This is a genomic window from Clostridiales bacterium (genome assembly GCA_015243575.1).
In the GTDB taxonomy this organism is placed as follows: Bacteria; Bacillota; Clostridia; order Peptostreptococcales; family Anaerovoracaceae; genus Anoxybacterium; species Anoxybacterium hadale.
On record CP042469.1, the window covers coordinates 3,311,073 to 3,325,280 of the forward strand.

Annotated in this window: 11 protein-coding genes; all 11 read right to left on the reverse strand. The window is 46.2% G+C overall.

Translation table 11 applies throughout. The annotated features are described in order from the left end of the window. Window positions 1-62: 62 nt before the first annotated feature. A complete protein-coding gene (locus tag FRZ06_14665) occupies window positions 63-1,511 on the reverse strand; it encodes a LysM peptidoglycan-binding domain-containing protein (protein ID QOX64495.1) in 1,449 nt (482 codons plus the stop codon). A gap of 207 nt (window positions 1,512-1,718) precedes the next feature. Then, a complete protein-coding gene (locus FRZ06_14670; GenBank protein ID QOX64496.1) occupies window positions 1,719-3,161 on the reverse strand; it encodes an MFS transporter in 1,443 nt (480 codons plus the stop codon). A gap of 1 nt (window position 3,162) precedes the next feature. Beyond that, window positions 3,163-3,606, reverse strand: a complete 444-nt coding sequence (locus FRZ06_14675) for a winged helix-turn-helix transcriptional regulator (GenBank protein ID QOX64497.1) — start codon at window positions 3,604-3,606, stop codon at window positions 3,163-3,165. A gap of 224 nt (window positions 3,607-3,830) precedes the next feature. Continuing rightward, the gene (locus tag FRZ06_14680; protein ID QOX64498.1) at window positions 3,831-4,517 is read right to left on the reverse strand and encodes an MgtC/SapB family protein; all 687 of its coding nucleotides are present in this window, start codon (window positions 4,515-4,517) and stop codon (window positions 3,831-3,833) included. Window positions 4,518-4,679: 162 nt separating this feature from the next. After that, entirely contained in the window at window positions 4,680-5,723 is a 1,044-nt protein-coding gene (locus FRZ06_14685; GenBank protein ID QOX65953.1) for an ABC transporter substrate-binding protein, read from the reverse strand. 232 nt (window positions 5,724-5,955) lie between these two features. After that, window positions 5,956-6,828: a sugar phosphate isomerase/epimerase gene (locus FRZ06_14690; protein QOX64499.1), complete on the reverse strand. Its 873-nt coding sequence runs from the start codon at window positions 6,826-6,828 to the stop codon at window positions 5,956-5,958. Between the two features lie 84 nt (window positions 6,829-6,912). After that, window positions 6,913-8,031: an ABC transporter ATP-binding protein gene (locus FRZ06_14695; GenBank protein QOX64500.1), complete on the reverse strand. Its 1,119-nt coding sequence runs from the start codon at window positions 8,029-8,031 to the stop codon at window positions 6,913-6,915. Window positions 8,032-8,052: 21 nt separating this feature from the next. After that, window positions 8,053-9,705 carry an iron ABC transporter permease gene (locus tag FRZ06_14700; GenBank protein QOX65954.1) on the reverse strand — a complete coding sequence of 551 codons (1,653 nt, stop codon included), beginning with the start codon at window positions 9,703-9,705 and terminating at the stop codon, window positions 8,053-8,055. Between the two features lie 255 nt (window positions 9,706-9,960). Beyond that, complete coding sequence (locus FRZ06_14705) at window positions 9,961-11,529, reverse strand: response regulator (protein ID QOX64501.1); 1,569 nt, start codon at window positions 11,527-11,529, stop codon at window positions 9,961-9,963. Beyond that, window positions 11,504-12,970: a sensor histidine kinase gene (locus tag FRZ06_14710; GenBank protein QOX64502.1), complete on the reverse strand. Its 1,467-nt coding sequence runs from the start codon at window positions 12,968-12,970 to the stop codon at window positions 11,504-11,506. Before FRZ06_14710 ends, FRZ06_14705 begins: the two co-directional genes overlap by 26 nt. Then, window positions 12,967-13,926, reverse strand: a complete 960-nt coding sequence (locus FRZ06_14715) for a substrate-binding domain-containing protein (GenBank protein ID QOX64503.1) — start codon at window positions 13,924-13,926, stop codon at window positions 12,967-12,969. The genes FRZ06_14710 and FRZ06_14715 overlap by 4 nt, the downstream gene beginning before the upstream one ends. Between the last annotated feature and the right edge of the window lie 282 nt (window positions 13,927-14,208).

Sequence of the window (14,208 nt, forward strand, 5' to 3'; positions counted from 1 at the left end):
CAGAATATATATCAGCATATTCTGAGAGGAGATAAAATGATACCTGTAGAAAAAGCTTTTTCTTATTGATTTGACGCTCTTACTGCTCCGCAGTACTTCAGAGTAGTGGTAGAAAAGCTGCTGACTTTGACACTCTCACCGGATTGTGGTGAATGGATAAAGCTTCCGCCTCCAACGTAAATGCCTACATGGCTGATGCGGGAAGAGGACGAGAAAAAGACAAGATCACCAGGTTTCAACTGGGATTTTTCAACATAGGTACCGGTTCCGTACTGGCCGGTTGTGGTGCGCGGCAAACTTCCGCCAAAATGTGAATAAACATATTGGGTAAATCCCGAGCAATCAAAACCCTTTGGACTGGAACCGCCATGAACATAGGGCGTCCCCAGAAAGGATTTTGCGTAAGCTACGATATCGCTCCCCGATCCACTTACAGTAACTTCTCTTCCGCCGCCTCTGCTGGCTAGATAAGTTCCTGCTTTTGTTCCTTTCAAAGCCACCTGAGCTTGAGGTTCTGCCGTTACAGTAGCCTCCAAAACCTTCGTTTCAATGGCAGTACCATTTTCTTTTGTGACCTCAGAAGTGACAAGCTGCGATCCGTATACACCAGCGGTCTTTACTTTGATTTCACCTTTGTTGAGCGTATTGGTTTCCTCGTAAACTGTGTCGAAATCGATCTGCTCGGCAGCAGTGATTCGTTCCTTCGTCAGAACCGTTATATATGGCTTAATTGCAACTAAGTTTAGCTGCTGCCCAATTTTCAATTTATTCGGATCAAATCCCGGATTGGCAGCCTGCAATTCCTCCGTGCTCACGTGGTTCGCAGAAGCGATATCCCACAGGGTATCTCCATCTTGAACGGTATAGACAACGGGCGCATTTTCACCGGCAAGAAGCAGAGCCTCGGCTTCCTCCGCACTCTTAAACTCTGCAATTCGAACTGCCGACTGAGTAACAGCAACATCTTCTTTGAAGGAAACGCTGACGATCTCGCTGCCATCTGTCAGGTAGTGGTTCTTAATATCTTCAAGAATTTGATTCGCCGATTGCTCTGTTGCTACTGCCGCAAGAGTTCTTCCGTCAACATTAATGGCAAAGCCCTTTGCTTTAAAAGCATCAGACGCCACAACAAGCTTTTCCAGCGCATCAAGATCCAAAGGGTTAACATCCTTCTTCTTTAAATCCGTAGGACTGCAAAGAAGTGTATTCTCATCGATGGTAAGCTCCATTCCTTTTTCTTTGTAATCTGCTATGACGTTGTCCACCGCAGCTTGAACCAGTGATTGATCTGTAACATATCCGGCTTCTTTCCCCTCGATGTTCAAACGATACACCTCTGCACCAGAAAGCTGAATCCATACAAAACAAAGAGCAATGCTAAATAGCACTGCTGCCGCTGTGACTTTGGACTTCTTATTCTTCTTGAATTGGGAATATAATTGTTTCATGAACGGAATCACTTCCGTTTTAAATTGCTTTACGAATTGTGCTGATTGTGATATTTGTTTCATTCTCAATTTCTCACTTCTGTAGTTTTTATCATGTAATAACTTACTACATTGTTATCAAAAATTCAAGGAATTATATCCAAATTTCACAATTGACAAAATCAAAATATGGTGTCACACCTTGATTTTACAACGTTCTTCAAAAATATTTATTTCAGACCACATCTTATCCCTTCAAAAAATTTTAACTAATTTGCGGTCGATAGTGATTCAGTTGCCTAAGACTCTGCCCCTTTCTGATTTCCAACAGGGACTCCTCAAATACCGCAGGAGTGTAAGGATTGCTCCCAGCAGGCTGATTCCCGCCGCAATGAGATATACAACGTGCATACCGTAAATAAATGCTTGATCCTGGCCCGCAGTATAGTTTGATACTTTATACGCAAGTTTCAGGCTCATCATACTGTAAAGGACAGTAGTAGCTAGAGCAATCCCCGACACCATTCCCAAATTTCTGACCAGCGCATTGACGCTGCCTGCGATTCCCAACTTGTTTCTAGGAACAGTTGACATGATTAGAGAGGTGTTTGGGGATTGAAACAACCCCATTCCCATTGCCATGACCGCGATAAATAAAACCAAATGGAACATCGAAGAGTTTTGGTTCAACGTTCCCATAGCAAAAAGTCCCGCACTGGCAAGTGACAGTCCCACGACAGTAAGAATTTCAGATCCGATTTTATCCGAAAGATGACCGCCGAAAGGCGCTGCCACCATCAAAATCAGCGGATAGATCATAAGGATCAGACCTGCGTGCTGCGGACTGTAGGCCATGACATCCTGAAGATAAAAAGGAAGGATGATGTTGCTGCAGAACATTGCCACAAATGTAAGAAAACTACAAAATATGCTAAGCGAGAATAAGCGGTTCTGAAAGATTTCAAGCCTGATGAGAGGATGCTCTTTTCTCTTTTCAAGCTGTATAAATAAAAAGAAGGAGACGATCGAGACGCCGAAGCCACAGAGGATCACAGAGTCGGTAAAGCCACGGTTTAAGCCTTCGCCCAATGCGGTGAACAGCGGAATGATGGAAAGCAGCAACAGCAGGGCGCCAAGTCCATCCATTTTTTGACCTGCCATGCTTTTTCCTTTGGGCAGCAGCCGATATGCAAAAAAATAAGCAGCAATTCCAATCGGAACATTAATCAAAAAGATATATTCCCATCGTCCTACACCTACAATGATCCCGCCAAGTCCAGGACCTACCAAAGAGCCTAATGCAACAGCGGTTCCCGAAAGACCCAGAGCCCTCCCTCGCTCCGCTGCCGGAAACACTTCCGCAATAATCCCCTGATTATTCGCCATCATGGCTGCAGCCCCTACCGCTTGAACGACCCGCGAAACGATCAAAAACAGAAAGCTGTATGAGATTCCGCAAAGCAAAGATCCTACCGAAAAGATCAATAGCCCGTAACGGAAGGTTCTGCTTTTACCGATCATGTCGCCCAATCTGCCGAAAATCAAAACCATACCGGAGATTACGATGAGATAGCTCAAAGCAACAAGCTGAATTCTCGAGGTTCCCACCCCCAGTGCCCGCGCCATATTGGGAAGCGCTACGTTGACGATACTGCCATCCAGTGTTGACATAAAGGTCGATACAACTACAACCATCAGCACAGACCATTTGTTCCTTGTGTTTTCCTGTTCCATCTTAAAGATCCTCACCTCGTAATAATTTTGTTTGTTCAAAGATCTTTTTCAGAGAATCCATCGTAACTTGACGTTCGTTATCTGTGAGATCTTTTGTAATTCTTTTGACCAGAAGATCAAACTCCTGATGAATTTTAGGCAGAATATCCTTTGATTTCTGCGTCAGATAAAGTTGGTATGCTCTGCTGTCCTTCTCATCTGCGGTTTTGTAAATGTGTCCTGATTCGATCAGCTTCGTTATGGTTCTCGCTGACATAGCCTTGTCATTTCCGACTTCTCTGCTAATTTGATTCTGGCTGACTCCTTCCTGATGCTCCAGGAAGAATAGGTAGGAAAAGGCTCCGCTGCTTAGCTCATATTTTTTTAAAGCCCGATCCAAATACCGCTGGGTATACCGAAAGATTTTGTTATTATATTTTAGAAACATCATGATTTCCGGTTTCATTTTTTCACCGCCATTTCGTTGATTGATCAACCATATTTTATTCCAAATTGGTTGACTTGTCAACCATGAGGTAGGTCTTAGAACACTGAAGGAGGTATTTAAGATAGAAAAGAGCCGGAAGCTGTGCTCCCGGCTCTTTCCTTGTATGAAATGACAGTTTTGCATCGGTTGCGATGCTATTGTAGCTTGCGAATTCACGGAAACACTGATTGATCAGTGCCTCTTTATAAATCTTTCACCTTTGTAACGGACACGCCGTCAAGCCGTTTAATCTCCGAAGTGAACCCATCCTTATCGACTTTCTTGCTGGATTTGCCAAAACCGAACTTGGATGTAACATGGTACAATACCCGATCCTCTCCGATCTCCTCTGCAATATCGACATCGTTAAGTACTACGTCGTAGCCGGGAGCTATTTTTTTGATGTTGATCAACGTCGATGAAATATCTGTGCATACCATATCCATGGCGAGTCCCTTTTGTCTTACTTTGCAGAACCGCTTCTCCAAATATTCGAATATGGTCAGTGTGATGATGATGGCGATGGTACCTGCTGTGGCAGCTTCGTAAAAGCCTCCTCCTGCCGCAAGGCCGAGGCAAGCCACTGCCCATAGGCTGGCTGCGGTGGTAAGTCCTTTCACCGTCGCCCCTTCTTTCATAATTGTCCCGGCTCCCAAAAAACCAATTCCTGAAATGACCTGTGCACCAAGTCTCGTGGGATCCATGGTTGTAATATCTGCATAAGTCTCCAGAGACAGCTCTCCCATCAGCATGACTACAGCCGCTCCAATGGCGACCAGCATATGAGTCCTTAGGCCTGCGGGCCGGTTGCTGTTTTCCCGTTCCCAGCCGATAATTCCTCCGATTGCCATGGCAAGCAAAATTCTTGCGCATATTTCCAATAGAGACATAGTTTTCACCTTTTTTCCTGTATCACTTCGTTACGCCTTTTGGTTAAACAGTCCTCCCTGATGTATTTTGCAAAAACGGGTACGAATTCACAAATTTGAGAGGAAAGGGCGGATTTCTCCGCCCTGAAAAAGATAAATCGCACGGCTCGGAGGCTACGTTTCTTATTCTTTTAATGAACCTGCGTTATCAATCTTAGCTTTGAAATCCTCAACAAGACGTTCTCTGTTTTCTCCGCTCCAAACAGCGTCATATGCAATTACATTGATATCGCTGATCTTCTTAAGACCATCTGATACCTTTGCATTCACGTTGATGGGCAGACGATTGCTCTTTGATTCGATGAAGCATTCCTGACCTCTCTGAGACAGTACCCAGTCGATAAAGAGTTTTGCATTTTCTTTCTCTTCTGCTTTTCCATTCTTAATGAGAGCAATGGCTCCTACTTCATAGCCGGTTCCGTCTTCTGGGAATACAACTTCAATGGGGTAGCCCTCGTTTGCAGGCTTTAATCCGTCATGAGCGAAGGTAAGCGCAATAGCGGCTTCTCCCAGAGCAACTTCCATCGGAGGCGCTGCACCAGCCTTAGTATACTGACGAACATTCTTGTTCAGCTTTGACATGTAATCCCAAGCCTGGTCTTCTCCCATCATCTGCACAATTGTTGCCAGAATGCTGAAGGAAGTACCGGACGTGGAAGGATGCGCCATGGAGACCTGACCTTTGAATTCAGGCTTCAGCAGATCATCCCAAGTCTTGGGATACTCAAGTTTATTCTTTTCAAACCAATCCTTGTTGCAGGCAAATGCAAGTGCTCCAACATAGAAAGGAGACCAATTTCCGTCGGCATCCTTATACTCGTCGGGGACGTTGGACAGCTCCGGTGAAGTATATGGTTCCAAAAGACCTTCCGCAGCAGCAGCGATATAGGTATCGCTGGAACCGCCGTACATCAAGGAAGCGTTTGGATTTGCTCCTTCTGCCTTAACTCTTGTGAGCATTTCTCCTGCGGATAATCTGACATAGTTCACCTTGATGCCGGTATCCTGCTGGAATGCGTTGAAATAGAAGGGCAGTTCGGTTTCTGGCAGAGCGCTGTATACCGTAAGTTCTTTATAAGCAGGCTCTTTTTTTGCGTCTTCGCTATCTCCTTTTTCTGCCTCTTTGCCGGAAGAGCCGCATCCGGCCAGAGCGGCCACTACCATCATGAGGGCCAAAAGCAGAGCACATACGCGCATACGTTTCGTAAACATTTTTCATCCTCCTCTTTTTTTGTAAGTGATAGTTAAATGTTTTCTATGGAAGCGTTGATTTAATCCAATAAATCAACGTTTCGTTATATTAAGGAACTGCTGCCTTACTAATTTAGATTCGGGGTACAGCTCCTGAATATATTCTTCCACGTCCACCAGGTTCCCTTAAAAGGTCCGAAGGTCTCCATCATGCATTTTCAATTTCTCTGCGAACTCTTTCCTGTACCTCACGGTTAAAGGGAACGAAGCTTTGGTTGTAGTACTCGCAGATCCAAAAGCCGCTGTATTTTGTTTGTTTGATCACTGCAAGGGCTTCTGCCAGTGGCGCCTTGCCCCAGAAGGGAGGCACGTGGATATCTCCCCTGCCAAAAGCAAACCGGTAGTTCCGGTCCATGGTTTTATAAAGATCGAAGTTGGTAAGGCGCATCATTTCAAAATCTCCGGTGTTGTCGTTAATGTGCAGATGGCTCAGCAATGGCGCACATTCTTTCACCGTCTCCAGAAAATCATACCCAAAATGTTTTGCCGAAAGATACAGGTGACCCAGATCCAATGTCATCCCAAGATTCGGGTGATCTACCGCGCGGACAAACTCTGCCGTTTTTTCAGCAATCTCAACTTCTATATTTTCGATGCTGAGCTTAACGCCCAGCTTCATCGCATATTCTGCTGCTTCACGGTGTGCATCAAAGAAGGCCTTCTCCCTTGCTGCGTATTGGGTCTTGACCTCATAGTGCAGGTTCATCAGCTCGATTCCCAAGGATGCACATACCTCGATGGAGGAAAAGAGCACTGCCCGGTGCATATCAAGCTCTTCTAAATTGCGAAGATCCAAACCATAACCGGCATGGGCGGTATATCTCAGAGGATAGCGTCCCAGTATTTCCTTAACAAAATCGACGACGATTGGTTTTATTTCCCCACCTATAATCATTGGGAACGTTGACAGATTTATCTCACAGGCGTTAAAACCGTCCGTCACGTATCGCTTGAGAACCTCCGCGAGCTGAGGAAGTCCGGTGGAATCGGGAAGATTCACGCCAATGATGTAGTCGTTCATTTTTTTCTCCTTCTGTATGTTCGGTTGAGCCTGATCAAAAGCAGCAACCTGGCGCCGTAACCCGATTGGGGATACCCGCCGCAGTTATTTCAGGATTCTGACACAGGCATCATCAAGCGCGATGCTGACCCGGTCTCCCTCGTAGAAGCGCTCTGTGAGCTGAGGATTGTAAACCTCAACAATAACAGGACCTGTTCCAATCTTGATCTCGTATTCCACTTTTGCTCCATAGTAGACTGCCCGGATTACTTCCCCGGTGATGCCTCCCTGATCGGCTTTTAGAATTCTGACCGATTCCGGCCTCACCGAAAGAACGCATTCACTGCCGGCCTCAATTCCACTCATAGCTCCAGGGCTCGGAACCTTATAGATGGTGTCCGCCAGCGCCACTATCGCATAATCGCCGTCCATCCCTCGATAGACGCACGGAATGAAGTTCGCCTTACCAATAAAGTTTGCAACGAAGCGATTTGCAGGAAACTCGTAGATTTCCTGAGGGCTTCCAAGCTGCATGATGTTGCCATCCTTCATGATGACGACCTTGTCGGAAATTGCCATGGCTTCCGACTGATCATGGGTAACATACAGGCTGGTAATTCCGAGGCGTTTTTGGAGCGAACGGAGCTCATCTCTCATATGCTCCCTTAATTTGGCATCCAGATTGGACAGGGGTTCATCAAAGAGCAATACCTTGGGCTCAATAATGACGGCACGGGCAAGGGCCACACGCTGCTGCTGTCCTCCCGAAAGCTGATTGGGAAAGCGATTTTCCATTCCCTTAAGCTCCATCAGATCGATGACTTTTTTTGTCCGCTCCTGGAGCTGATCCTTAGGAAGCCTCTGAACCCGCAAGCCATAACAGATATTCTCATAGATGGTCAGATGCGGAAACAGGGCATAGGATTGAAACACCATAGAAATATCTCTTTTGTTCGGCGGAACATTGGTAACAGATCGATCTCCGATGAAGATTTCGCCGCCGCTTGGAGTTTCAAAGCCTGAAATCATACGAAGTGTCGTTGTTTTACCGCAGCCCGATGGACCCAGAAGGGTCATCATTTCACCGGTTTTAATTTCCAAATTAATATGATTTACAGCAACGGTATCGCCAAGTCCCTCATGGGACGGAAAAACCTTTGCCAGATTTACCATCTTGACGCCGCTTGAACGCTGCCTCAGATCTTCCACAATATCTTTACTCATGTTTACGACCCCCTTCACAGATCATTTTGCAGTTGCTCTTTTCAGATATTTCGGTTTGAACAGTAGATTTACCAGCAGATTAATCAATGCTATGGCTGCCAAAATAATGGCGATCATAATAACGATATACGCTGCAGCTCCGCTGTATTGGCTGGATTCAAACAGTGCGAAAATTCGCGCTGTGGACAGGTTCCATTTCGGAGAGATGAGGAAAATAATCGCACTGACTGCGGTCATAGCCTTAACAAAGGAGTAGACCAAGCCTGAGAAAAACGCCTGACGCAGCAATGGAAGTGTTACCCTGCGGAAGGTCGTTCCCGCTCCCGCCCCCGATATGGTCGAGGCTTCCTCGATCGACCTGTCAATCTGAAGCAGTGTTGTGGTTCCGGCCTCGATTCCAACGGGCATATTCCGGAAGGTAAAGGCTGCCACCAGTATGACTGCGGTTCCTGTCAAGAGCAAAGGCTCATGATTGAAGGTAAATATGTATCCTATTCCCAGGACGGTTCCCGGGATAGCAAAGGTCAAAATTGAGGAGAACTCCATTAGTTTCTTACCGAAGAACTTCTGCCTTACAATGAGGTATGCGATGGCCATTCCCAGAAGACCTGAGATAGGCGCCGATACCGCGGCCAGTATGATGGAGTTTTTCACCGGATCCCAGCCCATGGAGAAGACATACTTGAAATGTTCCAGCGTAAAGGTATTGTTTACACCCCAAGTCTTAACAAAGGCTCCCGCAAGTACGGTTCCGTACAGCATGATAACAGCCGCGCTCACAAGGGAGCAGGCCCCGAACAACGGCCATACAATATGTTTCTCATGAAGCTTCCTTCGTTTTTGGGTGGGTTTTCCTGTAACGGTTACAAAGGATTTCTTGCTGATCCAGTAACGCTGCACTGCAAATGCAGTGAGGGTGGGCAGTAAAAGAACAATTGCCAGAATCGTTCCTCCCTGCATGTCGTACATTCCGGTGATCACCCGGTATGCTTCTACAGACAGAGTGGAATAGCTTCCTGCGATAACGGCAGGATTTGAGAAATCCTCAAGGGACTGAATAAAGACCAGCAGCATCGCGCTTCCGATTCCCGGCAGGGACAGAGGCAGCGTTACCGTCCGGAATATATGCCATCTGGAAGCACCTATATTGTATGCGGCGTCTTCCACGGAATCATCGATGGATTCCAGGATTCCCGTCAAGGTAAGAAATGCAACGGGAAAGAAGGACACCGACTGTACAGCTACAAGGCTCCCCAAACCATACACGTCAAAGCTGTCGATATTCAAAAGCTTGTTGGTGATAAGCCCCATCCTGCCAAAGAGAAAAATAATCGAAAGTGACAGAACAAAGGGTGGAGAAATAATTGGCAAAGTTGCAATACCACGGAAGAATCGTTTGCCGGGCATCTCCGTTCTGGTGATGGCAAAAGCAAAGATATAGCCTACAAAGGTAGAGATACAGGCTACCAATCCTCCAAGTTTCATGGTATTCCAAAAGGTTTTCTGATATCCGGGATCGGATACCATTTTTACAAAGGTTTCTGCGCTGAAGCCTCCGTCAGGACCTGTAAAGCCCAGTCGGAAAACATTGATTAGCGGCAGGATGATGAAAATAATCAGAATAGCGAATATGAATAGTATTGTCAGCAACAGTGCCGGCTGATTTAACAGCATTCGGAAGTTGCTAAAGCGCTGCGGCTTAGACACATCGACACGCCCCCTTTTCGACCGCCCAGTTGAGCATCAATTGATATATGGGCAAATTCGTCTGCAAAATAAGCAAGACATTACCAACTGATGCAATCTTCTTGTCACCACTATAAACAAAAGGGAGGTAATAGGGAATGCATAGATTTATCAAAAAAATGCATTCCTTTTTTTACTCATTCAGATTCATATTGAAAAGTTATAAATTTTTATCGTAAAAATTTATAGGTTGTTTCTAAACTCCTTGGGGCTGACGCCGGTATTCTTTTTAAACACATAGCTAAAATAATGAGGATCGTTGTAACCAATGGCTGGTGCAATCTCATGAAGCTTGTTTTTTTTGTCCTGAAGCATGGTCTTTGCTGCCTCAACCCGGCATTTGGTAAGGTATTCTATAAAGGTTCCTCCCGTCTCCTGAGAGAAAATCGCGCTGAAATGGCTTGGGGAGAACCCTACCTCTTTGGCTACGGTATGCAGGGAGATATCGGGATCGCTGTAGTGCGCATCAATGTACTCTCGGGCACTGCGGATTTCCTGCCCATAGGGGATTGTACTGGAGGCACTTCGCAGCGAAATCATTTCCGTCAGAAGCTCCAGTGAAAAGCTGCGGCTGTCTTCCAAAGAAGCAGCCAGCTCGAAAACCTGCCGGGGATTTTCCGAAATCAGCTTTTGCATTTCACCCTTTTCCTGAGTCAGGCGGGATGCAGTCACGATCAAATCCGTGAGCAGATAGTACCGCAGCAGATGGCTGTCCAAACTTTCATCACTAACCTCCTGAAAGTAACTCTCTAAAATTTGAGGCAGATCTTTTTGGGAAGCATGACGAAGCTGCTCTCCCAGTGGAACATTGAGGGAAAGCATCTGTTTCCCGGAAAGCCGATCGAGCTTCAAGTCATCAGACCCTATGATTTTACTTCCCTGAAAGACAAGGCCGCTGCCGAAAACGCTGCGAGCGTCTGCATAGGATTTTGCCAATTCACCGATCCGATCCACTATGGAACCAATGCCCACCGATACGTCCATGGAAAGATACCGTTTCATCTCATGGCGCAGGATCTGGGCCGTCTCATAGGCTGCCTCCCGAACTGCTGTTTCGTGCTCTCCCTTAACAATGAATACCATTTGGTCGTTGCTCTGCAGAAACCAGATGCAATCGGTTCTTTCTCCAAAAACATGATTTCCCACAAGGCGAATCCGGGCCGGCTCATCTCCTGCCGCAAACCCCGATAAAGCAGCCTGACAGACCACGTATTTTTTGCTGATCAGACTCACCTTATGGCGCTGCGCGGCTTGAAGGGCCTCGTTGAGTCCCACGGCTCCTACCACCAGTTCACTGAGAAAATGCTCACGAAGGATGGTGGTCTCCAGCTCGTCTCTTTTTAGGCTTTCTTCCATATCGAGGTAGGTTTTCTTTTCTTTTTCAATCCGTTCCGCCACCTCGGTCAGAACCTCCAGCAGCTTGGGAGAGTTCACAGGTTTCAGAATGTAGGCATCGACTCCAACATTCAATGCTTTTTGGGCGTATTCGAATTCATCATGACCGCTGACGATAATGATATGAACCCAAGGCATAGCCCTCTTCACCAGCGCTGCCAAATCAAGACCATCCATGAAGGGCATTCGCACATCAGCGATAAGAATGTCCGGCCTCAGTTCTTGGATCAGCGGCAATGCCATTTCTCCATCCTCCGCTTCCCCGCAGATGGTGAAAATATCAGCTCGCTTTTCGATGCAATTTCTTATCCCTGCGCGGATAATCTCCTCGTCATCCGCTACAAACAGTTTCATCATTGTTCTTCTCCCCGCAAGGAAGCGTAAAGCAAATGCTTGTCCCCTTCCCAAATTCACTAGCGATTTCTAATTCTCTGTTGTAGTACAGGCGAATACGCCTGTTTACATTGTATAAACCAAAGCCCGAAAATTCGGGAAGAATTCCTTCCCGAAGCCGAAATCTGAGACGCTCCAGCTGTTCCGGGAGCATACCAATGCCGGAATCGCTGACCGTGAAGGTCATGGTATTATCTTCATTTTTTCTTGCAAGAACTTGAATCTGGCCTCCGCCCCGCTTATTCTTGATCCCGTGATAGATTGCATTTTCCACAAGTGGCTGAAGAAGAAGCTTAAGGATGGATTCCTTTTCCAGTGCCGGATCAATATCGATATTGTAAGTCATAATCCGATTGTACCGTGCTGATTGTATGCTGAGATAGCTTTGAACATGCTTCTGTTCGCTGCTGACCTCCACATAATCTTTGCCCTGATTGAGAGAAATCCGCAAAAACTCCGTAAACGCCATGGCAATATCCACAAGTTCCTCGTTTCTCTCTTGCTCGGCAAGCCAGATGATGGTTTCAAGCGTATTATATACAAAATGAGGCGTAATCTGCGCCTGCAAAGCCCTCATTTCAGCCTTCTGCAAATCCTTTCCAACCTCAATCCGCTCGTCAATGAGCTGCTGCAGCCGTTCCGCCATATGGTTTAAACTCTTGGTCAAAGGGATCATCTCAGCAACAGCGCTTCCTGTAACCCTTGCGTCCAGATTTCCGTCTGTAATAGCTCTCGTCATCTCCTGAAGCTTTAAGATTGGGTTGTGGATCGAATCACGCAGATACTGATAGGAGTTTACCGCAAAATAGATTACCATCATTAGGATTCCTGCAGTAAAAATCAGCACCAGAACGGCAACCATCTGAATTCTGCTGTTGAGTCTGGAAATATTGATCAGTTCTTCATTAATGTATTGTTCCAGTACGGTATGAATGAGCGTTACTACACCGGTGATATCCCGATACGTGCTTTCCTGCAGACTCACCGCCTCCTGATTCATTGTCTGAAACCTTAGGGTATCTACATAGGACCGCAGAGTATTGCTTGCACGCTGCGCCGCCACCACATACCGAGCGGTATGCGCATTGTTCTCTTCCAGTTCTGCAAGCCCCTCTTCCATTTGCTGCATCATTTCGCCCTGGCTGCCTTCCATAAAATCCATTTTGCCCGATACGATATTCCAGATTTCCCCGGAAAACTGATTTTTTGCAATATCGCGAATTTCTGCTGCTTTATCTATATTCTCTATGAGATCATCATACCGTGCCGTCATCAGCATCATAGAGGCAGTCATGATCACTGTCGGAATGATCATTGCCGCAATAATGGTTCTATAAGACTGTTTCAGCATTGTTCTGATACTGCCCTTATGGCGAAAGATTGTCGTATTGAGATACCGTATCATTGTGCAAATACCTCCTTTGTGATCAACTTCGTTTTGATCAGTCGGAACGCATCCTCACTCTCAGCACCACTCTTAATCAAACCTGCTGCAGCCTCCATGACAGTATCCCCAAGATCCGGGTCACATTGCACAAGGCATTCAATTTTCCCTTCCTTTACAAGGGAAACCACTTCTTCCGCTCCCCCGAAGGCATAAATTTTGATATCTTCTCCCGGTACCTTGCCTTCCTGCTCAATTGCATCAATGGCACCCAACGTCATGGCATCATTGTGTGAAATCAGAATATCAATACTATAGTCATTGCGAAGAAGACCTTTTACGATTTCCTTCCCTTTGGATCGCATACACTCTCCGCACACACTGTAATTGATTTTGTAGCGCCCGTCTTTTTCCAGAGTCTCCCGAAACCCTCTGGTGATCTCCCTCACCGGATAGGCGCCCGTTGTCCCGCAAAGTTCTACAATGGTTTTATCACCACTTATGTTTTCCAGCATTACCTCTGCCGCTTTTACTGCTGCCGAGTAATAATCGTAACCCACATAGCTTGAAGTAATTCCGCCTCTTCCTGACCGCACTGCCTTATCTACCGCAATAATAGGAATCCCTGCTCGTTTCGCCTCCGATAAAACCTTGTCCCATCCATTTTCCACCAGAGGTGAAAATACAATCACATCCGCTTGATATGCAATGAGCGCTCTTAAGGCATCGATTTGCGCATTTTGATTGCGCTCTGCAAGCAGGGGCATTACAGCCATATCATACTGGGCAGCGGCGTCCTCTATTGATTTCTCCAGTTCATCTTTCCAGGAATCCTCCGTAACGGTAACCACTAATCCCAGAATTTTTGAAGAAGCGGGAATACTGTCCCGCCGCTGCAGATTAATATCGATGGCCAGGGCGACAAACAAAATTAAAACGGCGATTACGCTAATCAATACCTTAATGTCTCGATTCATCAACGGACTCCTTTCCCTATTTAGAACAATTTATGACTCGCCTATATCCTCACAATTCATGAAATCAGTGCTTCCTCAGCGCTCGCCTGATCTGTATTACTCCTATTATATCTGTTTTTTCGACTACTTTCACCACACAAATGCGAATACAGCGTACCAGAAGGATTTCTTCCGATACGCCGTATTCGCAAAACACGATTGAATGGATGGATCAGCCGTGTTTCCGGGAAGCGCTTGTTCAACGTTTCCCTAGGTATGAATTGACAGTTTTACTGATACACG